This window comes from Streptosporangium sp. NPDC051023 (assembly GCF_040689595.1).
GTDB lineage: Bacteria > Actinomycetota > Actinomycetes > Streptosporangiales > Streptosporangiaceae > Streptosporangium.
Map to the genome: position 1 here is coordinate 69510 of NZ_JBFBCE010000002.1, position 20279 is coordinate 89788.

At 70.1% G+C, this 20279-nt stretch carries 24 protein-coding genes; 14 read left to right on the top strand and 10 right to left on the bottom strand.

Features of this window, described 5'->3' with window-relative positions; all coding sequences use genetic code 11:
- The first annotated feature begins 225 nt into the window (after nt 1-225).
- Nucleotides 226-597, top strand: coding sequence for a hypothetical protein (locus AB0395_RS01765; protein ID WP_366275999.1), 372 nt, complete (start codon nt 226-228; stop codon nt 595-597).
- A 68-nt stretch (nt 598-665) separates the two neighbouring features.
- On the opposite strand, the gene AB0395_RS01770 is transcribed toward AB0395_RS01765, so the two are convergent.
- Together AB0395_RS01770 and AB0395_RS01775 are read right to left on the bottom strand one after the other, a co-directional pair.
- Nucleotides 666-1043, bottom strand: a complete 378-nt coding sequence (locus AB0395_RS01770; RefSeq protein WP_366276000.1) for a hypothetical protein — start codon at nt 1041-1043, stop codon at nt 666-668.
- 176 nt (nt 1044-1219) lie between these two features.
- Nucleotides 1220-1651, bottom strand: a complete 432-nt coding sequence (locus AB0395_RS01775) for an endonuclease/exonuclease/phosphatase family protein (protein WP_366276221.1) — start codon at nt 1649-1651, stop codon at nt 1220-1222.
- Between the two features lie 239 nt (nt 1652-1890).
- Between AB0395_RS01775 and AB0395_RS01780 the strand changes: the two genes are divergently transcribed.
- The 3 genes from AB0395_RS01780 (at nt 1891) to AB0395_RS01790 (ending at nt 4813) form a co-directional block, all read left to right on the top strand.
- Entirely contained in the window at nt 1891-2535 is a 645-nt protein-coding gene (locus AB0395_RS01780; RefSeq protein WP_366276001.1) for an AIM24 family protein, read from the top strand.
- A 210-nt stretch (nt 2536-2745) separates the two neighbouring features.
- Nucleotides 2746-4104, top strand: coding sequence for a D-glycero-beta-D-manno-heptose 1-phosphate adenylyltransferase (rfaE2, locus tag AB0395_RS01785; RefSeq protein WP_366276002.1), 1359 nt, complete (start codon nt 2746-2748; stop codon nt 4102-4104).
- 484 nt (nt 4105-4588) lie between these two features.
- Entirely contained in the window at nt 4589-4813 is a 225-nt protein-coding gene (locus AB0395_RS01790; RefSeq protein WP_366276004.1) for a hypothetical protein, read from the top strand.
- Nucleotides 4814-4943: 130 nt separating this feature from the next.
- Here AB0395_RS01790 and AB0395_RS01795 read toward each other — a convergent pair whose 3' ends face one another.
- A complete protein-coding gene (locus AB0395_RS01795) occupies nt 4944-6383 on the bottom strand; it encodes a hypothetical protein (protein WP_366276006.1) in 1440 nt (479 codons plus the stop codon).
- Between the two features lie 400 nt (nt 6384-6783).
- Nucleotides 6784-7743, bottom strand: a complete 960-nt coding sequence (locus tag AB0395_RS01800; RefSeq protein ID WP_366276007.1) for a LysR family transcriptional regulator — start codon at nt 7741-7743, stop codon at nt 6784-6786.
- A 149-nt stretch (nt 7744-7892) separates the two neighbouring features.
- On the opposite strand from AB0395_RS01800, the gene AB0395_RS01805 reads away from it, so the two are divergent.
- A complete protein-coding gene (locus AB0395_RS01805; RefSeq protein WP_366276008.1) occupies nt 7893-8108 on the top strand; it encodes a DUF6158 family protein in 216 nt (71 codons plus the stop codon).
- Between the two features lie 173 nt (nt 8109-8281).
- Nucleotides 8282-8716, top strand: a complete 435-nt coding sequence (locus AB0395_RS01810) for a hypothetical protein (RefSeq protein WP_366276009.1) — start codon at nt 8282-8284, stop codon at nt 8714-8716.
- Between the two features lie 14 nt (nt 8717-8730).
- Here AB0395_RS01810 and AB0395_RS01815 read toward each other — a convergent pair whose 3' ends face one another.
- From AB0395_RS01815 to AB0395_RS01825, 3 genes are all read right to left on the bottom strand, one after another.
- A complete protein-coding gene (locus AB0395_RS01815; protein ID WP_366276010.1) occupies nt 8731-9363 on the bottom strand; it encodes an ATP-binding protein in 633 nt (210 codons plus the stop codon).
- 5 nt (nt 9364-9368) lie between these two features.
- Nucleotides 9369-10193, bottom strand: a complete 825-nt coding sequence (locus AB0395_RS01820) for a patatin-like phospholipase family protein (RefSeq protein WP_366276011.1) — start codon at nt 10191-10193, stop codon at nt 9369-9371.
- A 151-nt stretch (nt 10194-10344) separates the two neighbouring features.
- A complete protein-coding gene (locus AB0395_RS01825; protein WP_366276012.1) occupies nt 10345-10743 on the bottom strand; it encodes a PPOX class F420-dependent oxidoreductase in 399 nt (132 codons plus the stop codon).
- A 68-nt stretch (nt 10744-10811) separates the two neighbouring features.
- Between AB0395_RS01825 and soxR the strand changes: the two genes are divergently transcribed.
- A complete protein-coding gene (soxR, locus tag AB0395_RS01830; RefSeq protein WP_366276222.1) occupies nt 10812-11291 on the top strand; it encodes a redox-sensitive transcriptional activator SoxR in 480 nt (159 codons plus the stop codon).
- Between the two features lie 93 nt (nt 11292-11384).
- Here soxR and AB0395_RS01835 read toward each other — a convergent pair whose 3' ends face one another.
- Together AB0395_RS01835 and AB0395_RS01840 are read right to left on the bottom strand one after the other, a co-directional pair.
- Complete coding sequence (locus AB0395_RS01835) at nt 11385-12263, bottom strand: sugar phosphate isomerase/epimerase (protein ID WP_366276014.1); 879 nt, start codon at nt 12261-12263, stop codon at nt 11385-11387.
- A 3-nt stretch (nt 12264-12266) separates the two neighbouring features.
- Entirely contained in the window at nt 12267-13187 is a 921-nt protein-coding gene (locus AB0395_RS01840; protein ID WP_366276016.1) for an aryldialkylphosphatase, read from the bottom strand.
- 389 nt (nt 13188-13576) lie between these two features.
- Between AB0395_RS01840 and AB0395_RS01845 the strand changes: the two genes are divergently transcribed.
- Both AB0395_RS01845 and AB0395_RS01850 read left to right on the top strand, forming a co-directional pair.
- On the top strand, nt 13577-14056 hold the full coding sequence (locus AB0395_RS01845; protein ID WP_366276017.1) for a TIGR02611 family protein: 480 nt from the start codon (nt 13577-13579) through the stop codon (nt 14054-14056).
- A 114-nt stretch (nt 14057-14170) separates the two neighbouring features.
- Entirely contained in the window at nt 14171-14542 is a 372-nt protein-coding gene (locus AB0395_RS01850) for a hypothetical protein (protein WP_366276019.1), read from the top strand.
- 348 nt (nt 14543-14890) lie between these two features.
- Here AB0395_RS01850 and AB0395_RS01855 read toward each other — a convergent pair whose 3' ends face one another.
- Complete coding sequence (locus tag AB0395_RS01855; protein WP_366276020.1) at nt 14891-15289, bottom strand: hypothetical protein; 399 nt, start codon at nt 15287-15289, stop codon at nt 14891-14893.
- A 336-nt stretch (nt 15290-15625) separates the two neighbouring features.
- Here AB0395_RS01855 and AB0395_RS01860 point away from each other — a divergent pair, with 336 nt between their 5' ends.
- The 5 genes from AB0395_RS01860 (at nt 15626) to AB0395_RS01880 (ending at nt 20204) form a co-directional block, all read left to right on the top strand.
- A complete protein-coding gene (locus AB0395_RS01860) occupies nt 15626-16441 on the top strand; it encodes a helix-turn-helix transcriptional regulator (RefSeq protein WP_366276021.1) in 816 nt (271 codons plus the stop codon).
- On the top strand, nt 16441-16641 hold the full coding sequence (locus AB0395_RS01865) for a DUF397 domain-containing protein (protein ID WP_366276023.1): 201 nt from the start codon (nt 16441-16443) through the stop codon (nt 16639-16641). The genes AB0395_RS01860 and AB0395_RS01865 overlap by 1 nt, the downstream gene beginning before the upstream one ends.
- Before the next feature lie 301 nt (nt 16642-16942).
- Nucleotides 16943-18238, top strand: coding sequence for an ATP-binding protein (locus tag AB0395_RS01870; protein WP_366276025.1), 1296 nt, complete (start codon nt 16943-16945; stop codon nt 18236-18238).
- Nucleotides 18235-18948, top strand: coding sequence for an RloB family protein (locus AB0395_RS01875; RefSeq protein WP_366276027.1), 714 nt, complete (start codon nt 18235-18237; stop codon nt 18946-18948). The genes AB0395_RS01870 and AB0395_RS01875 overlap by 4 nt, the downstream gene beginning before the upstream one ends.
- A 308-nt stretch (nt 18949-19256) precedes the next feature.
- Nucleotides 19257-20204, top strand: coding sequence for a hypothetical protein (locus tag AB0395_RS01880; protein WP_366276029.1), 948 nt, complete (start codon nt 19257-19259; stop codon nt 20202-20204).
- Nucleotides 20205-20279: the final 75 nt, after the last annotated feature.

The window sequence follows — 20279 nt, forward strand, 5'->3', positions numbered from 1 at the left end:
GCCGCGCCGGGCCTGGTCGGCGTCGTCGGGCGGCACGCGTTCCGGCGAGCCCTTTGCCCAGGAGTCCGGTGAGCGGCCCGTGGAGGAGAGCGACGCCGTCCCCGCCCGGACCGGCTGACCGTGCGGCGGCTCGCCGGTCCGTTTCTCCGGGCACCCCATGCCCGGAATGTTCTTTGCCTTGCGCCGGATACTGTGGATCCAGGGGGCTGGTTCAGGGGGGCCATCATGAAACGCATCATCGCCGCAGTGGCGCTCGTCATGATCACCACAGCTGGGCTCGTCGCCACCGGAACCACGGCGCAGGCGCAGCCAAGCGACAAGAAGACACCGGTGAGTGAAGCTCAGTACCAAACGCTCCTCAACCAGTGCGGGTACGCCAACACCGGGCAACGCAGGGCCGACTGCCGTGCCACGGTCAGGGAGAACTACGAGGTTTCCAGCGAGGCCAACCCGAACCTCGACTGCCGTGCATATTCCGGGGTCGCCGTGTGCGGCCCGCTGCCGCTCAGCCCGGCCGAGCGCCGGTGCGTGCGGAGCTCGGTCGAGGGTGGCCTGACGTACCGGCGCGCCGAGGTCGAGTGCTACGCGTTCTCCTAGCGGCGCCCCGCGGGCGGCGGGCTCTCCCCCGCAGGCAGGGGCCTGAGCGGGGGAGCCGGGACCGGGGATCAGGGCTTCCACTCCTCCTTCCAGCCGGGACGGAGGCGGTAGCCGTACGCGGTCTCCGCGAGTGCCTCGGACAGTACCTCGTCCCGGATGGCGGCGACGGCCAGGGCGTGCGCCTCACCCGCGGTGAGGCTCCCGCCCTCGCGGATGCGGTCTTCGAAGCCGTCGAGGACGGCGCGGTTCCTGGTGAACAACTCGACGATCCTGATCTTCGCCTCGCTGTTCGACCGGATGTGGTCGATGAACCTCCCGCCTTCCCCGAGGCCGAGGGTCCTCTCGCCGAGAACGGCGACGAGGTCGGTCTCCGCGGCGAGGGTTTCGGCTCCGGTGACTTCACGCCTGATGGTGTGGAACAGCCAGTCCGCGATCTCGGCGGTCAAGTCATCTCCTTGGACGAGGTGCTGCCCCGATGGCAGCCGCGATTATTTACGATCATTAATCGCGATTCCGGTCCTGTCGATAGGAGGCGTCGCCGTCCGGCGGCATGACCTGAGAGTGTCATCCGGCGTCAGGGGGGCGGACGGGAAGGATGCCTCCGGGCATCGCGCTCCGTGCCCTACCGGGGCAGGGTGAGTTCGGCGAAGACGGGACGGTGGTCGGTGCCGGGAAGGGCGTAGACGCCGAAGGCGCCGACGGCCATCGCCGAGTCGGCGAGCACGTGGTCGAGCGTCACCCCGGGCACGGGTTCCCATCCCTGCTGAGGCCAGGTCGGGGTCAGCCCGCGCCCGGTGACGTCCGCGGCGTCGCGGTAGCCCGCGCCCAGCAGGGCCCGCATCGGCGGATGGTCGAGCGTGGCGTTGAAATCGCCCGCGAGCACGTGCAGCCGGTCGCCTCCTCTCGGCAGCGCGGCCAGCCCGTCGGCCCAGCACTGTGCCTTGTAGTCGTACCGCGGCGCGCACGCCGTGAACGGCGCGAGCACCAGCCAGACCGGCACGCCCACCCATCTTGACTTGATCATGAAGCGGCAGGGTAGCGAACCGCCGTGCAGATTTTGTGTAGGTTCATCTGGTTATCAGGGGATATACGGGCGGTCTCGTTCCGCGCCTGCTAGCCTGCGCCTGCTCGGGACGTCGGCTCTCCCGGCTCCGCCGGCGTGATTTCAGGGGACGCGTCCCGCGTCCGGACGCTCCGCCGTGGGGAACTCCTCCGCTGTCCCGTGCGTCACCTCCGTTGTAACTCCCCCGACGCTGAGAGGCATCTTCCGTGCGTAGCTCGTTCTTCGGAAACATGGACCAGGGTCAGGTGCCCGGCCACTTCGCCCTGCAGAACTCCAAGATGCTGCGCGTGCATCTGAACGGAGAGGTGCTGGCGCGGCAGGGGTCGATGGTCGCCTTCCAGGGCCAGATGGACTTCGACTACGAGGGGTCGGGAGGCGTTGGGCGGTTCCTGAAGAAGATGGTCACCGGTGAGGGGGCGCCCCTGATGCGCGTCCGGGGCCAAGGCGCGCTCTTCCTCGCGGACAACGCCGATGACGTGCACCTGTTCTACCTGGAGAACGAGGCGCTCACCGTCAACGGGACCAACCTCCTGGCCTTCGACCCGCAGCTCACCTGGGACATCCAGCGCGTGCAGGGCGCGGGCATCGCCACCGGCGGGCTGTTCAACACCACGGTCCAGGGCACCGGCTGGGTCGCCGTGACCGCGCACGGCGCACCGGTGCTGCTCGACACCTCCCGCATGCCCACCTTCGCCGACAGTCAGTCCGCGGTGTGCTGGAGCGCGGGCCTCCGGGTCGGTGTCAACCGCACCTTCAAGGCCGGGGCGCTCATCGGACGCGGGAGCGGCGAGGCCGCGCAGCTCGCGTTCCAGGGACAGGGCTTCGTCCTGGTCCAGGCCAGTGAGGGCCCGATCCTCCCGCAGAACAACGGCTGATCCGCCGGAGTCAGGCTGGACGGCTGATCCACGGCGTGCGGTTCCAGCAGGTGCCGTACGGCGATATTCGGTGCTCTTAGCAGGAGTTTTCCCTCACGCACTGTTCCGGACACGCTTCGCTCGGTAGTTATGGTGGTACAGACGAGAGGCGGGCCCGTGCCCGGGGCGGAGGACACCCGTGCTCCGTGACGCCGGAGAGGAGGCCCTCCGATGAGCGCCCGGCCGATCGTCGTCGTGGGGGACACACTGCTCGACGTGGACGTCGAGGGGGAGGCGGAACGCCTGTGCCCCGACGCCCCCGTCCCCGTCGTCGCGGACGGCCGCGAGCACCGCAGGCCCGGCGGGGCCGGTCTCGCCGCGATGCTCGCCGCCCAGGCGGGCGCGGAGGTCGTGCTGGTCAGCGCGGTCGGCGACGACCAGCCTGGCAGGTGCGTGATGGGGTTGCTGTCCGGGCTGGTCGAGGTGGTCAGGCTGCCGATGGCGGGCACGACCACGACCAAGACCAGGGTGCGCGCGCGTGGGCAGACCCTGCTGCGGGTCGACACCGGTGATGGGCGGGCGGAAACGGCCGTCGAGAGCGGCCAGGCCCGCCGGATCGCCGACCTCTTGAGGGACGCGGGCGCGGTCCTGGTGTCCGACTACGGGCTCGGGGTGGCCCGGGTGCTCGGTGGCGCCCTGCGCGAACTGGCCGCGCCATTGGTCTGGGACCCGCATCCACGCGGCCCTGTCCCGCCGCCTGACTGCTCCCTGGTCACGCCGAGTGAGGCGGAGGCGCGGGTGCTGGGCGGCAGGCCGTACGTCTCGCCCGACCAGGCGGCCTGCCATCTCGTGGGCGCCCTGCGCGCGAAGGCGGTCGCCGTCACGCTGGGCGCGAGAGGAGCCGTGCTCGCACAACGGGAGTGCAGGTCGGTACGGGTGCCACCGCCGGTCCGCCCGGCGGGCCAGGACACCTGCGGCGCCGGCGACCGGTTCGCCGGAGCCGCGGCGCTTGCCCTGAGCGGGGGGGCGACCGTCGAGGAGGCCGTCGTCTCCGGAGTCGGGGAGGCGGCACGCTTCGTGGAGGGCGGGGGAGCGGCAGCGCTCAGGCTGTCCTCGTCCGGCCTCACGGACGGGGTGCGCACGGCGCTGGAGGTCGCGGAGGCGGTCCGCGCGACCGGGGGCAGGCTCATCGCGACCGGAGGCTGTTTCGACCTGTTGCACGCCGGTCACGTCAGTCTGCTGCGCCGGGCCAGGGCGCTGGGCGACGCGCTGGTCGTCTGCCTCAACTCCGACGAGTCGGTGCGACGCCTGAAGGGGCCTGGCCGCCCCATGGTCGGAGAGCAGGACCGGATCGAGGTGCTCCGCGCGCTGGAGTGCGTCGACGCCGTCGTGGTCTTCGAGGAGGACACCCCCGCCCGGGTGATCGAGCGGCTGCGCCCCTGCGTCTGGGTCAAGGGCGGCGACTACGCGGCGATCGACATGCCGGAGGCGGAGACCGTGCGCAGGACGGGGGGCAAGACCGTGATCCTGCCCCAGGTCTCAGGACGGTCGACGACCAACCTGATCGCCGCCGCCAGAGCGGCCATGTGACCCGATCCTCCGCTTTCGCCGTACGGCTCCGCCCTCTTCCCACCCGGCCGGACGGGCACGGAGAACGCGGAGAAGGAGCGTGCGGCGGTGCCCGGCGGAAAGCGGGAAAACACGCCTGGCGACCGGGGCGGGAACGCCGGGCCGGATTCTTTTTCGCGGCGACTACCGGTAATTGAGGTGATCATTCCGTGAGGATCTACCGGGAAATACGGTTTCCGGGCGAGGTTGAACCTCTGGAAAACAGGTGCTTGGAGGAGCAGTGTAGCAGAGAGTGGTCGACTGATTATTTTCGGTTTCCGCTGTGGAGTGGAAAGTAATTCTGTCGAACAGATGCCTTTGGTCTCTCTGGAATGACCGTCGAAGTTCCGCCCAACTACCGTGGTATTCGTGTTTACGCTGTTCGGGCGTCTCCGTGAAATCGATTCTGCGTTACGCGGGCACGGGCGCCGTCCGGCACGCAACCGACGCGACATGGAGTGATCTCATGACCGGTCTCAGGAACGCTCTCGCCGCCGGTGCGCTGGTGGCCTCCGCCCTCACCGTTCCCATGGTGATGTCGGCCCAGTCCGCGAGCGCCGCGCCCCTGCCGCAGGGGAGCGTCGCCTCCGGCCACCTCTCGGCTGTGAAGCCCTGCTGGCAGTACAACGATCCCATGACGAGGCGGCAGTGCTACAGGTGGCGGAGCGGTGACAACAGTGGCTGGTATTAACCGATAAGGGGACCGTCCCGGTGGCGCGCGACGCCGTCATGGAGCCCGTCGCGGGACGGGCGTCGTCGCCGGGAGCTTGCCGCGAGCCGGGACGTCGTCCGGGAAGGGCGCGGACGGCGTTCCCCGGGGATCACCGGGGAGGCTCGGGACGGGCGGCACGCCTGAAAAAGGCCGCGACCGCGTAGGGGTCGACGGGATCGGAGAGCAGGGCGAGCATCTCGTCCCGGCGGGCCGGATCCACCTTGAAGGGATGGCCGAACACGTGCGGCCCCGTCCCGTCGTCCAGCAGCCTGGTCAGCATCAGATCGCCCGCCCTGGCCTGGCTCGGCAGCAGTTCGTCGGCCAGGGTGACCGGCTCCCGCCCCTCGTCTCCCGCCTCGCGCAGGGTGATCTCGTCCCCGGCGACGCCGAGGATCTCCCACAGACGCAGCGGGGTCCTGCGCCACGACTCGAGCAGCCGTGCCTCGTCCTCGCGCAGCCACTCGCCGCGCGCGTCCAGGAACTCGCCGACGACGTCGTTCTCGAACAACGCCAGGTCCGCCAGGGCGGGCTCGGCCACCCGGATGCTCAGCGCGACCAGGTCGTCGATCAAGCGGCGCCGGGCCGGACGGTAGCCGTAGGCGAGGAGCTGCCGGAACAGGTGCGCCGCCCGCACGGGCAGCGGGTCGGCCGGGTTCGTACGGCACGCGGCGTACTCGGCCGCGTCCCGCTCGGCGGGAGCGAGGCCGGGGGAGAGGGCGAGAACCTCGGCGATGAGCCCGGCGGCCTCGAACGACCGGCCCTCGCCCTCCGCGGACCTGGCCGCCAGCAGCAGCGCGGCGGGTTCGGTGCGCGGCAGGGCCTCGACCAGGGCCGGGGAGAGCGGCTCACGCTCCACCTCGTCGGCGATCCGCGCCAGCACCGTCTCTGAGCGGGACAGGTAGGTGATCGCCTTCGACAGGTCGGCGCCCTCCTCGTAGGCGCGCAGGGTGCTGCGCACCAGGGCCAGCCTGACGATGTCCAGCGGGGCCAGGCCCGCGACCGACTCGGTGTCCCACGGCGCGCCCACGATGCCGACCCGGCCGCCCCGTACCTCCAGCGAGGTCCCGCGCAGCAGCGGGGCCAGCGGCGGCAGCGGGTCGGAGAACGTCTCGGGGGCCTTCATCAGCAGCTCCAGGACCGCGACGTCGATCGAGACCCCGGGACTCGGCTCGAGCCCCTCGGCGAACGCGCGCAGCGCCTCCAGCGCCTGCTCGGCGAACTCCTCGGTGACCCGGATCGCCCGCTCGGCGGAGAAGTCCGCCAGCGTGGTCGTCGACAGTTCGAGCCTGCCCTCGCGCAGGCGCAGCGCGACCACGTCCTCCGGCCGCACCGCCGCCAGCCAGCCCTCGGGGCCGGTCAGGCTGGGCTCGCCGGCCTCGACCACGGTGCGCACCACCCCGCCTCCCGCGAACGGCACTCCGTCGCCGTCGGCGAGACGCGCCCACAGCCGCAGGTCGTCGACGGCCTTCAGCGCGCCCGCCGCCAACTCGGCCCTGGTGGCCAGGTGCGTCAGCACCGCGCCCTCGCTCAACGTCAGAAGCTCGCTCACCCATCCATTGTTCTCGACTTCCGGACACGACGACACCGTGTCCGGAAGTCGGCGCGCCGGGCCGCCCCGGCCTGATCCGGCCTGACCTGGCACGATCTCAGGAAACGACCTCGGGGCGCGGTCCCAGAGCACGACCTCAGTGCGTGACCTCAGTGCATGACCTCAGGGCGCGGTCCCGGGGCACGACCTCGATGACCTCGGAGCGTGGCTTCGGGCGGCGTCCTGACCTCCGGCACGGGGAGGCCCGCCGGACGTCAGGACGCCGCCGTCCCTCTGGGAGGGGCGGCGGCGTTCGGTGGTGGTCACGGGGGCTGTCGTCCGGCCGTTCGGGCCGGAGCGGTGGTGAACGCGGGGGAGACGGGGTCGCCGCAGGGTCCGCGTGGAATGCCTCATCGCCGGGTCACGGAGCGGTGCCGAAACGTGGGTTCTCTGCCAGCCAGGAGGCGTAGCGGGTGCTGCGCTGTACCGCGTCCGCGTGGGCGGCCTTGGCGTGCTCGACGATCGAGGCGGCGGCTCGCGCACCCGGCCCTTCCGGATGCCAGCCCAGTAGCTGCCTCCATCGCAGCGGCGCGTCCGCGAGCGGCACCATCGCCACTCCCGACGTGGGCTGGAAGGTCGCCTGGCACAGTACGGCCGCGCGGCCGACCTTCGCCAGATGCATGCACGTCGCCACGTCCGTCTCGTAGATGGTCTGCGGCGTGAAGCCCGCTCGGGCGCACGCCGTGGCGAAGCAGTCGCCGAAGCAACTGTCGCCCGGGGTGACGGCCCATCGTTCGCCGGACAGTTCAGCCAGTGTCACCTCCTTTCGATCCACCAGGGGATGGTCCTCGTTGAGCAGGACGAAGACCGGGTCCATTCCCACGGTCAGCCACACCACCGGCCCCTCGACCGGCGGGGCGCTCTCCCCGCAGGCGCCGATGAGCGCGAAGTCGATCCGGCCGAGCATGACCATCGTCGTCAGCTCTCTGGCCGACCACGACGTGTACGTGCTCACCGGTGTCGACGGCCACGCCGTGGCGAGCCGGTCGACCAGCCCCCCCAGGATGGGCCCGTTGGTGGCGCCCAGCCGGTAGCGGGGGATGTCGCCGTTGGCGTTGGCGAACCTGACCGCCTCCTCCTGGAGCTCCCGGGCGGCGGGCAGCAGCACCATCGCCCTGGACAGCACCAGTTCCCCGAGAGGTGTTGGTCGCGCGCCATTGTGGTCGCGTTCGAAAAGAGCTCCCCCGAGCACTCGCTCAATCCGTTTGAGCTGCGCGGTCAGCGCGGGCTGTGCCAGCCCGAGGTGGCTGGCAGCTTTCGTGACGCTCCCGGCCTCTGCGACCGCGCGCACGATCCTGAGGTGTCGGAGCTCGAGATCCATACCGGGAAGGTAAGGCTAAGACGTTATGGCCGCAATGCAAACTAGTCACGAAATCTGACTCAATTTCGTGAAAGCGTTCCAACGCGACAGAAGTGATGATGCGAAGAGGTGCGCTGGAGCTCTGACGGGGTAGGCGGTCCCATATGACGATGGGAATCGATCCGAAGGATCTCGCCGAGGAAGATCTGCTCCGTGAGCTGCGACATCTGCACGTTACCCGGACTGAGACGTTCCTGCACGGTTCCGCGGAGGCGCTCGCCAACCACACCACGCGCACCGAGGAACTCGAGCGGGAGTACCTCCGCCGCCATCCCGAGCGGGACGTCGACCCCGAACGGCTGCGCGACGGCGCGCGGCGCCGTTAGACGCGCTGTCAGGAGGCCGTGACTGTCCCGGAGCTGTAAGGGGGGCTGTCAGGGAGCGGGAAGGCGCGACAGGGGCGTGAGAGGCCCGCAGGGGCCGCCAGGGGCCCCGTAGGGGCCGGGGAAGGGTGTGGGCGGGAAGTGGAAGATCTGCCCGGGCCGGATGGGAGGCGCACATGAGCGAGGAACGTCCGCGGGACGTCCAGGCGTTGTCCGACGCGGACACCCGCGTCTACGAGGCGGTGGCCATGCTCGCCGTCGACGGCGGGACCGCCACGGCTGACGAGGTGATCCACGCGACCGCTCTGCCGGAGGAGAGCGTACGGCGCAGCCTGGAGACCCTGACCGAGGCGGGATGGCTCAAGGCGGCCGGGGCCGCCTACGTCCTCGGTCCTCACCGGTGGGGGGTGGAGCGGCTGACACCGGGCCCCGGTATCCATCGGGTGTCCACCGGATGTCCGGCTGTGGTGCGCGGCCGTGGCGTGCGGCGGTCCCGGTGGGCTGTGGCGTCCCGCCCTCCGGTGTTTACCGGGTGCCCTGACATGGGCCCGGACGGATGTCCCGTTGTCAGCCCGATCTCTGACCGGGCGGGCCGCCATTCCGGGCCGTGACCTACATCACATCGTCATCTCGGCCGCGACGCGCGTTCTATTGCCTCCCGAATAGTAACGATCTGATCACGGAGGGGAGGTGCTCCGAGGCGGTTGTCGATCTCCAGGTACGGCACGGCGGGTGGTTCGTCCACCCGGATCGCCCTCAGATACTCCTCGAAGCGGGCCAGCTTCCCCGTGTCCCTGGGCAGTCCCCTGCTCCGCAGCCGGGCCCACAGGGTCGGGCCGTCCGACCTGACCCAGACCAGCAGCACCGGCGCCCCGCCGAGCTCCGCGACCCAGCGCGCCCAGAGCGTGGCGTCGTGCACCTGGGAGGTGAAGGGCCCGTCGAGCATCACCGGGCACCCGTGGGAGCGGATCTCCCTGGCGAGGCGGGTGAGCCCGGCGTACTCGTGCCGCTTGACGTGTTCGTCGTACCAGGGCCCCTCCCGCTCACCCGGGTCACGCCCGTGCGCCTGCAGGGCCGCCTCGACGAACCCGCCGTAGACGGTGTCCTTGTCGAGCAGCGCGGGCACCGGGTCGAGCCGGGAGAGCAAGGCGGCCGCGACGGTCGACTTGCCCGCCCCCGGCGGCCCGCTGACCACCCACAGCGGCGCCGGACCCGCCGGGCCCGCCAGGCCCGCCAGGGGCCGCCCGTCCCCTCCCACGAACGTCAGACCCGCCAGACCCTGGCCACGGCCTCCGCCGTGCCGGGCGCCTGGGCGAGACCGGCGGCGAAGGCGGGCCGCCAGAGGGCCGGGTGGAGGATGTCGGCGCCGAAAACGGTGACGGAGGCCTGGTCGGGTGCCACGTGGGCGACCGCCGCGTCTCCGAGCGCGGCGATCTCCGTCTCGAGACGCCGCCTGGCGTCGAGGTGGGCCAGTGGCTCCACGATGACGACCGCCGAGCTACCCGCAGCCAGGTCGGCGTTCGTCACCGAGCGCACCCCGCCGTCCATGTAGCGGTGCCCGTTGATCCTCACGGGCGGGAAGACGCAGGGCACCGCGCAACTGGAGGCGACGGCGGACACCAGAGGGACCCCTGAATGGCGGTCCCAGACCACGAACTCGCCGGTCGCGGTGTCGACCGCCGTGACCAGCAGGCGGCGCTCCGGCCACTCCCGCACGGGCAGCCGTTCGCCGATCGTCTCCGTCCTGGCCCCGGTGTCCCCGACCCCGAGGGCCAGCGCGCCCACCCGTCGCCTGGCCTCCTCCGGATCCATGGACGCGTCGTTGAGCAGGCCGAAGACCTCAATGACCGCCTTCATGTCGGGCACGGGAGCCGCCGCGGCCTGTTCCGCCTCGGCCTGCACGCCGACCACGTCCTCCAGGTCGGCCCCGGTCGTGATCAGTGTCCCCACCACCGATCCCGCGGAGGTGCCGACGACCAGGTCCGCCTCTCCCAGGTCGAGGCCCGCCCGCCGCAGGCCGGTCACGATCCCCGCCTCCCATGCGATCCCCGCGATACCGCCGCCGCCCAGCACCAGTGCTCTCGTCATGCGCCCATTGTCACCTTCCGCGTCGCCCACGCGGACGGTTCCGTGGGCGGGCGACCAGGACCTGCGCTCACGCGGCGCCGTACCTCCTCAAGGCCTCTCTCGGCGGCCCGAGGGGGCCCGAGAGGGCCTGAGGGGCACGGCGGGCCCGGGGTCAGACGTCACGGCCTCTCATTCCCTCCTGACCGGGGTCGAGCCCCCAGGAGATGATCCGCCGGGGATGGATGCGGATGACCTCCCGGCTCAGGTAGGGCGCGGGCGGATCCACGTCCTCGAGAGCCTCGGCGACCCCGCGGATCTCCACCCCCCTGACCTTCCAGGGCTTGTGGGAGGCGATGTCGTCGACGACGAAGGCGACCCTGCCGTTCTCCCTGACGTTGCGGAACTTCCTGGTCGTGCCCATCGCCAAGCCGCGGATGTCGATCGTGCCGGTCTCCGGGTCGACGGAGAAGCTGGTCGGGCTGTTCTGCGGTATGCCGTCCGAGCCGACGGTCGCCAGACGCCCGAGGAGCTGGCCCGAGAGATAGTCGAGCTCTGCCTGTGTGAAGGTCATGATCCCAGCGTGCAACCTCAATCCCGGTCGAGGTCAAGCTAAGGTGGAACGTGTCCAAGAACCTGGAGATGACCGTCGGCCAGCTCTCCTCGCGTAGCGGGGTCGCCGTCTCCGCGCTGCATTTCTACGAGGCCAAAGGCCTGATCCGCAGCCGCCGTACGGCGGGCAACCAGCGCCGCTTCACCCGTGACACATTGCGCAGGATCGCCTTCATCAGGGTCTCGCAGCGGGTCGGGATCCCCCTCAGGACCATCCAGGACGCGTTGTCCGCCCTGCCGGACGAACGGACCCCCACCCGTGAGGACTGGGCGAGACTGTCCGCGGAGTGGCAGAGCGAGCTGGACGATCGGATCAGGCAGCTCCAGGTGCTCCGCGACGGCCTGACCGAGTGCATCGGCTGCGGCTGCCTGTCCCTGGACCGTTGCGCGCTGGCCAACCCCGACGACGTGGCGGCGGCCCGAGGGCCCGGCTCGCGCCTGATGATCCGGTCGCGTGACCACGCTCCGGCGTGCTCGGGAACGGGCCAGGGAGTCTCCTCCTGCGCGTAGCCGGGCGGCCCGTGCGGGTGCGGGCCCAGGGAAGAGCACGCCGACCGTGCTGATCGGCACCGGGCGGCCGGCGCGGGTGCGGGCTCCGGGTGCTCAGAGGCCGTGGGCGCTCAGCCAGATCCGGTTGGCGCGCTGGTCGGCCAACACGCGCCCGATGTCCTGACCAGGGCAGGGCGCGTCCTGCTCGACGACCAGCCAGCCCTCGTAGCCGCGCAGCTCGCGCAGGACGCCCGGCAGATCGACCTCCCCGGCCCCGAGGGCGGGGAAGGCGTCGCCCGCGATCACCGCCGCCAGGTCGCCGCCCGCGGCCCTCTCCCGGTCACGCGCCCGCCTGCTGGCGTCCTTGAGGTGGATCTGCCTGATCCGGTCGCCCCAGTGCCGAAGCGCGATCACCGGGTCGCCGCCCGCGAGCCAGAAGTGGCCGGTGTCCAGGCAGAGCGAGACGTCGGTGAGTTCGAGCAGCCTCTCCACCTCCTCCGGCGTCTCGACGAGCGTGCCCAGGTGGTGGTGGAAGACGGGTTCGAGGCCGCGGTCCCGGCAGCGGTCCGCCGCCTCCTGGACCCGCGCGGCGAAGTCGATCCAGGCCTCACCCGGCAGGCCGGGGGCGACTCCCTGCGCGAACCTCCTCGGGTGGGGAGGACAGGCGAGGGTGAGCCGGGGAGCGAAACGCCCGTCGGCGACCGGCACGCTCGCGAACACCGCCAGCGCCGTGTACAGCCCGGCCAAACCGGCGGCGAAGGCGTCCTCGTCGTCGTAGCGCAGGTCGACCTGGCCTCCGGCCAGGCCCATCCCGGTCCTGGCCAGCCGCTCCCGCAGCCCGCCGCCGGTGCCCAAATAGCCGATCGGCCCCGAGTCGACCCCCTCGTACCCGGCCTCGGCCAGCGCGTCGAGCAGGAGGTCGGGGCTGGGCAGGGCACCGTCGGCCCGCTTGATTCCGAAGTTGACGGGCGCGTTCGCGACCTTGATCGACATGGCCTACTCCGTGCAGGTCAGCCAGCGGATGGGGTTGTCGTGGGTGATCATGTGGATGGTGCCCTCGCCGACACCCGCCTCGCGCAGCCTGGGCAGGAAGGTGCGGAACAGGTGGCTGTAGCCCGCGCCGCCGTACCGCTCGATCTCGGAGACCCGGGACAGGCCGCTGCTGAGCAGCAGGTTGCGGGCGTGTCCGGCCTCGATGAGGTCCAGCGCGTCGCGCAGCCGGTCCTCGCCCAGGGAGGCGAGGCAGACGTAGCCGCCGGACTCGACGATCTTGCGTGCGGTCACCGGGTCGGTTCCCGCGTCGGCGACGCTGATCCGGTGGGCGGGCAGGCCCTCGGAGAGCAGGATCTCCATCAGGACCAGGCCGCCACGGTGGTGGACGGCGACCGGCAGGCCGGAGGCCAGGGACGCCCTGGCGGCGGCCATCGCGTAGCGCTCCTCCGCGGGGGTCGGCTCCTCGCCCCAGATGCCGATCTCGCCGATCACGCCGGGGCGGGAGCCGGTGCCGTCGAGGCCGTCGTCGATCTCGTCCATCAGGTAGGCGGTGAGCGTGTCCACGTCGGCGTTCAGCGTCCAGGAGGGGCTGAACGGGCCCGCGAAGAACCCGGTTCCGGCGATGACGGCGACCCGGCTGCACGCCGCGACCCTGGACAGGGTTGCGGCGTCACGGCCCGTGCCGATGCAGCTCAGCTCGACCACCAGGCCGAGCCCGTCGGACCTGCGCAGCTCGCGCAGCTCTCCGGCGACCGCGTCCTCCTCGTCCAGCCAGCGGTGCGGGTCGGACGGGGCGCCCGCCGCCCAGCGCAGGTCGGTGCGGAGGTGCTCGCGAGGCAGGACCGATCCGCCGATGGCGGACACGGCGCAGGGGCCGTTGACAGTCCTGACGCTGACGGTCTTGACAAGTGGAGCCTCAGACATGAACGGACATTAACCCACTTTTGGTGTGAAAATCACCCAAGTCCACAGGGTTTTACCTTGTGGTTGTCGGTTGCGTTTTCAAACCATTGACAGGCGCGGGCCCGCCGCGTGAGCCTCAACGCCTTTGTGTGCGGGACATCCGGGACCGTCCGCGGTGACTCCCCGCCGCTCGGCGACCGCGGGAAACCGGCCGAAGGATCATCGGAGAACGGCGGTCCGGGATCTCCACCGACCGGCACCTCATCGAGGGGCCGCTTCCCCCGGATGCGACCGGTCGCATCCGGGTGACCAGATCGTAAGCGTGTCATGTGCCGCACAATGACCGCAGATGGGACGCGCAACCATATTCTTAGGCATTCTTAGGTGGAACCGACAGGCCAGGGGAGTGTGTGGCTATCTCAGACGAGGTGCGGGGTGCCCGTGACGAGTCCGGGCGCTCGTTGGAGACCGGCGACGCCGACGTCCTGAAGGACGAGGCGGCCCGGCGGTCGAGCATCCACGGCTGGCTCGACGGCATCAGGTCGACCAGCGCGGGACGGCTCACCCTCAAGATCGTCATCGGCGTCATCGGCTCCGCGCTGGTGGCCGTCGGCCTCATCATGATCCCCTTCCCGGGGCCCGGCTGGCTGGTCGTCTTCGCGGGCCTGGCCGTGCTCGCCACCGAGTTCCACTGGGCCCACCGCCTCCTGGAGTTCGGCAAGCGGACGCTGGCGGCCTGGACCGTCTGGCTCGGGCGCCAGAACTGGGCGGTCAAGGTCCTGGTGGTGCTCGTCGCCGCCCTGGCCGCCCTGACGATCATCTACTACGGCCTCAGGCTCAGCCTCCACTTCGACCTGATCGCCGAGGCCCGCGCCTTCCTGAGCCGCTGACGCCGCACTCGATCCTTTACCCGAGACCGACGGTCACGTGAAGCTTTCGATGCGTGACCCTCCGTAGTGTCCTCTGCGTCTCATCCCCAAGGACACCAAGGAGAGTGACGCTCGATGCGCACCCTGCCCTCGATGGTCGCGCTGGTCGCGGCCGGAGTGGTCGTCATGGCCGGTACGGCCAACGCCGACAGCGTGAACCTGAGCGCGACCGTGAACCCCGGCGACGCGACCTTCCTCAGCCCCCAGCTCGCCCCCACGGCCCCCTACAAGGGTCACGTGCTGGTCAAGCTGGAGAACAACACCGAACCGACGGAGGTGAAGATCATTAACTGCCGCGGCCGGTCCATCGGCAAGGTCGCCATCCCCGCCAACGACCACGCCGCCTACGTCGCGGCCACCGACTCCCCGGCTCCGGAGTGCGTCCGGTTCAGGCTGAAGAACGTCGGCGACGCCCCGGTCACCGTCACGGGCGCGGGCTACTTCTAACCCGGTAACCTCCGGGCTGCCCCGGTCGCCTCGGCGCCGGTCTCTCAGCCCGGAACCCTCCCGGCCTGGAACCTCCCGGGCCGGAACCCTCCCGAGCCGGGCCCCTCCCAGGGCCGAGGCGTGTCCCGGCCGGGGGTCTTCCTGGCCGGGTTTTCCCGGTCCTCCTGACATTCCGCCGCGCCGCCCGGGTCCGTCCGGCCCATGGATGCGAGCCGCCCGATGCGGGGCCCTCCGGTTGCGCGAACTCCGGTCCGGTCGCCTGGCCCGCGCCCCTCCGCCCTTCCCGATCGACCGCCCGGATCGGCCGGGCCCATCGGGGTTTCCGGGGAGTGTGGCCGACGCGGGCGATCACACCGGATGGGCGGGCGGGGTGCCGCGTTCGGGACGCCGGGCCCGCAGGATCTCGCGCACCTTGGCGACGTCGTGGGCGGCGGTCACGGGGGAGTCGGCCGAGCAGTACGCGTAGACGCGGTTGCCCTTGCGGTCGAGTTCGCCGGTCCACCAGCGGAAGCACCGGCCGTCGGTGAGGACGAGCAGGTCGGTCCAGACGCTGACCAGCGCGACGCCGAAGCCCAGATGGACGTCGGCGGTCACCCAGAGGTCGGCCAAGGCGTGCTTGAGACGCTCGGCGGCTCCCACGGCGGGGATGGCCCAGCGGTCGTCGGGCGACGGCTGCGCCTCCGGCGAGGGGGACGGTGAGGGACAGTAGGGGCGCAGGCCGCCCAGGCCACGCGGGGGTGGGTTCATGCCCTCCACGATGGAGACCGGCGAACACGGGGAGTAGCGAACCGGCCATGACGTTCCGGCGGTGGGAAGGGGCGCCGGGATCTGTGTGACCGTGTGGAACCGTGACCGCCGGAGACCGGCGCGTGGTCGGCGCGACCATGTCGTACGGCGGGCGGAACCGTCCCGGGGGCGGCCCCGCTGTCGGGGGAGTTCCCCGGTGTTCGGAATCCCCCTTCACATTGTGAACATGTGACGCTACGGTGTGTAAGTGACCGAACACGGAATCGCATGTGGGGTGCCAACTGGTTCTGGAGTTCGGATCCGCTTCCCCCGAGCGTGCAGTCGAAGGAGAGCGCGATGCCCGCACCGCGTGATCTCGACCCGAGCGCGAGCCCCCTGGCGTTCTTCGGCGCCGAGGTGCGACGCTACCGAGCCGAGAAAGGCTGGTCCCAGGAGAAACTGGGCGAGCAGATCAACTACTCGATCGCCCTGGTCGGGATGATCGAGACCGCCAAACGCGTCCCGTCGCGCGACTTCACCGCCCGGTGCGACGAGGCCCTGGAGACCGGCGGAGCACTGACCCGGCTGTGGCCACTCCTGAGCCGGGAGGCGTATCCCACATGGTTCCGGCCGTTCGTGGAACTCGAACGCGAGGCGACCAGCTTGAAGGGCTACGAGCCCATGGTGCTCCCGGGGTTGTTCCAGACGGAGGCCTACGCCAGAGCGATGCTTCTGGGAGGTCGTCCCGGAGATTCGCCGGAGCAGATCGAGGAGATGGTGGCCGCGAGGATCGAGCGGCAGGCGATTCTCGAACGAAGTGATCCGCCGGCGCTCTGGATCGTGCTCGACGAAGGAGTCCTGCACCGAACCATAGGCGGCCCCGAAGTCATGCGGAACCAAATCGCCCGGCTCATCGACCTGGGCGGGCAACCTAAGATCACGATCCAGATCGTTCCGAAGGAGACCGCCGCCCACCCGGGGCTTGCGGGGGCCTTCGTCATTGCGGGTTTCCGGAACGGGGTGGATGTCGTTTACTTGGAAACGGCGGCACACGGCCACATCGTCCAGCGCCGTGAGGACATCGAGACAGTCACGTACGTGTTCGACGCCCTTCGCGCGGAGGCACTCCCGCAGAGAGCGTCGCTGGAGCTGATAGCGAGGATGGTCGCGTAATGGACTTGACGGGAGCCGAGTGGCGGAAGTCCAGCCTGAGCAGCACCAACGGCGGAAACTGCGTCGAGGTGGCCAGCAATCTTCCCGGGATCGTCGCTGTGCGTGACAGTAAGGACCCCGCGGGTCCGGCCCTGCTCTTCTCGCCTTCCGGGTGGGGCGCCTTCCTGGAGGCGATCAAGAAGGACGGTCGCGAGATCTGAGGATGGTCGAGCGACGAGCCCGGCCGGGCTTCCATCGGTGAGACCGGCTCGGGGATCCGCTCGACCACGGCCTCCCAGCCCTCCAGGGGAAAGTCGTAGTAGTCGGCGTCCCATTCGGCGAACAGCTCCACCGCGTCCCCGCCGAAGGCATCGAACAACGGGCGACGGTCGCGGACCTAGGACTTCGGTATCCCGTCGTACGGATGAGCTCAGACATCATGCGGATTGAGTGGCGAGTTGTGTGAGTTTCCTGCATAGAACCTCTTAGTATGGATCCGATACCCGTACTAGGGAGCTCTCCATGCTCTTGAGATTCAAAGCGGCCAACCATCGGTCCTTCCGCGACGAGTTCGAGCTGCATCTGACCGCGACCAAGTTCAACCAGGGGTCGGCGAGACGGGCGGGGCTGCTGGAGGAGCCGGATCTCGCCTACGTCCCGGCCGCCGTGGTCTACGGTGCCAACGGATCGGGTAAGTCCAACGTCCTGACGGCCATGCGCTGGATGCAGCAGGCCGTCCTGCACTCGGTCGACCGGTGGTCGGCCGGCTCGGTCGCCGACGATTGGCAACACCGCAGTCCGGTGCCGCGCGAGCCGTTCATGCTCGACCTGGAGGCGCGGCTGGGCACCTCGCACTACGAGGTGGACTTCGTCCTCGACGGCGATCGTTATGTCTACGGCTTCGAGGTCTCCGACGAGCGAGTGGAGGCCGAGTGGCTGCACGCCTACCCGGGCGGCCAGGCGCGCAGACAGGTCTGGTTCGAGCGCGAGGCCGACACCGCCGAGCCGTTCCGCTTCCCGGGAGAGGGGCTGAAGGGGGCGAAGGAGAGCCTGGTCCCCCGGACCAAGGACACCGCGCTCTTCCTCACCGTCGCCGCCGACTACGACCATCCGCAGCTCTCTCCGATCCGGGACTGGTTCCGGGGCAACTTCTGGTGGGTCAGCCTGAGCCATGACCAGGAGGCACGCCGCAGGTTCACCGCGTCGATGCTGCGCGACCCGGTCCGCAGACGGCAGATCGTGAGCCTGCTGAAGGTCGCCGATCTCGGGATCGTCGGCGCCGAGGTCGAGCACGAAGGGCGCGTGCCACGCATCCGCCTCATCCATGAGGGGATCTCGGGGCCGATCGACATGGACTTCCAGGACGAGTCCGCCGGTACCCAGTCGTGGTTCGCGTTCATCGGACCGATGCTGGAGGCCCTGGACAAGGGAGCGCTCCTGCTCGTCGACGAACTCGACGCCTGCCTGCATCCGCTGCTCGCCGCCGAGGTGGTGCGTACCTTCCAGAACGAACAGGCCAATCCGCGTCACGCCCAGTTCGTCGCGACCCTGCACGACGTGACGCTGATCAGCGGTCTCCATCCCCAGCAGCCTCTCGACCGCGACCAGGTGTGGATCACCGAGAAGGCGGCCGGAGGCCGTTCCGAGCTTTATCCGCTCACCGACGCCAGGCCCCGCAAGGACGAGCCCCTCGCCCGCCGCTACCTGTCCGGTGCCTACGGGGGCATCCCGCGGGTGCACGACGGCGACGTCGCCGACGCGATCACCTACACACCGGACGACGGTGTGCGTGCCGAGCGGTGGGAGTACAGCGCGTGAGCTCCCGCAGAGTCATCCCCGGCGACGTGCCCACCGGCCGCAGGCTGGGTGTCAACCGTGCGCAGAAGGTCGTCACCGTCGTGTGCGAGGGGGAGACCGAGGGCGACTACCTCAGGTTTCTCGAAGATCGCTTCGGCAGGGAGAAGCGTTTTCACATCAACCCGTACACCAGGTCCAAGGGTTTCAAGCCCCTCGGTGCGGTCGAATACGCCGTCGAGAAGCAGAAAGAGCTCTACAAGGCCGAGCGTGAGAACGTCTGGGTCATCTTCGACCGGGACGAGCACTTCGACATCGAGCAGGCCGTGACCCTCGCCAGAAAGAACAAGATCAAGGTCGCCTTCTCCCATCCCTCCTTCGACCTGTGGCTCTGGCTGCACTTCGCTCGCGGCTGTCCTGCCGGGCAGGGAGGCAAGAGCGAGTTCCTGGTCTCCAGGCTCCAGGGGGTCACCGGGTTCGCGAACTACGCCCCGGACGGGAACAAGCGGCTCAAAGACCCGGCCCGGCAGAACGCCCTCCTGCCGGGCATAGGTCAGGCGATCAGGCTGGCCCGGAGCCTGGACGGGCGTTGCGAGAGCGGGTTCTGCGGTCCTGCCCCTGTCGGCACGGACGGTGGGCGAGTGCCCCACGACGACCGCTGCCCGATCCTGAAGAGGGATCCCTCAACGGGGGTCTACGTCCTGCTGGAAAGTCTCGGCTTCACCACCGTCTGACCTCTCGGTGTCCGAGATTGCCCTTTTCCGGCTCGAACGCCTCCTCCTCGACACAGTCGGCAGGTTCGGCGTCTCCGGCAGGTGCCGAACACGCGTCGCGGGCAGCGGTCGCTGACGTCGGAAGTCAAGGATCGCGTCGGCCGTCGATTTCCGGATCGCGAACACCGAGACGATTCCCGGCGGATGCGGACCGCCGGGAACTCATGATCCGGTACGGCGGGCGGTGGCCGTACCCGATCGCCCTTGTCAGGCCAACCGATTCGTTATAGATCACAAGCTATGACGACCTCCCACCCTAAGCTGCGGCCGTGCCTGTGACTTCTGGGATTCACCGACTGCTCGGCGGCGCTGTCACCATGGCCTGTCTGGCCGTGCTGGCCCCGACCGCCGCCCATGCCGCCCTGCCCGCAGACGTCACGTTGCCCGACACCAGGGTGACCGTCCGTGAGAGCCCCGGAGACCCCTTCACGGTGTCCTCCTACACCTTTGACAACCTGGCCTACCTGCGCAGGGGCGACGCGTTCGCCAAGCAGACGGGATACCAGGAGATCACGGTGGCGCCCGGAGGGGCCAAGGCGCTGGCGATCCCCAGCTCCTACAGCTCCGGGCACGACTCGGTGCTGCTCGCCGACCTGGTCGCGGCGAAGGCCGTCAAGGTCCAGACCGTCCAGAAGCCGCTCGTCGCCCACTTCGCCCACTGGTCCCGCGACGGCCGCAAGGTGGTTCTGACCGCCCAGCGGAAGGTGGGGACCGGCTGGGAGACCACCGGGTTCGTGATCGTCGACGCGACGGCGAAGACCGCCCGCACCGTGACCGTCTCCGGGGTGGACAAGACCGCGAGATTCCGGTGGACCCCGGACAACGCCCAGCTGATCGCCGCCTACCAGGGGGGCGTCCGCTTCTACGGCCAGGACGGCGCGGTCAGGCGCACTCTGGCGAAGACCGGTGCCCCCGCCGGGGGAGAGGACGTCTTCTCCCCCTCGGGGAAGGGGCTGATGACCTGGTGCCCGGCGAGCTACACCGAGGACGTCTGCGTCTGGGACCGGAGCTCCGGCAAGCTCGCGCTCAAGGTGAACATCAAGCCGAAGGCTCTGCTCGGCTGGTGGGACGAACGGAGCTTCATCGCCGTCGTGCCCAGCTCGGGCGGCTACCGGGCCGTGGTGGTCGACGTCAAGGGCAAGGGCCTGCGGGTCCTGGCCGACGTCTCCGCCGCCGACTGGAACAAGAAGATCTATCTGAGCTACACCCGTAGCTGACCGCCCCGGCGGGCGAGCTCCCAGAGACTCCCGGCGTCGCCCGCCCATGCCCTCTCGTTCGCGGTGACCGGACCG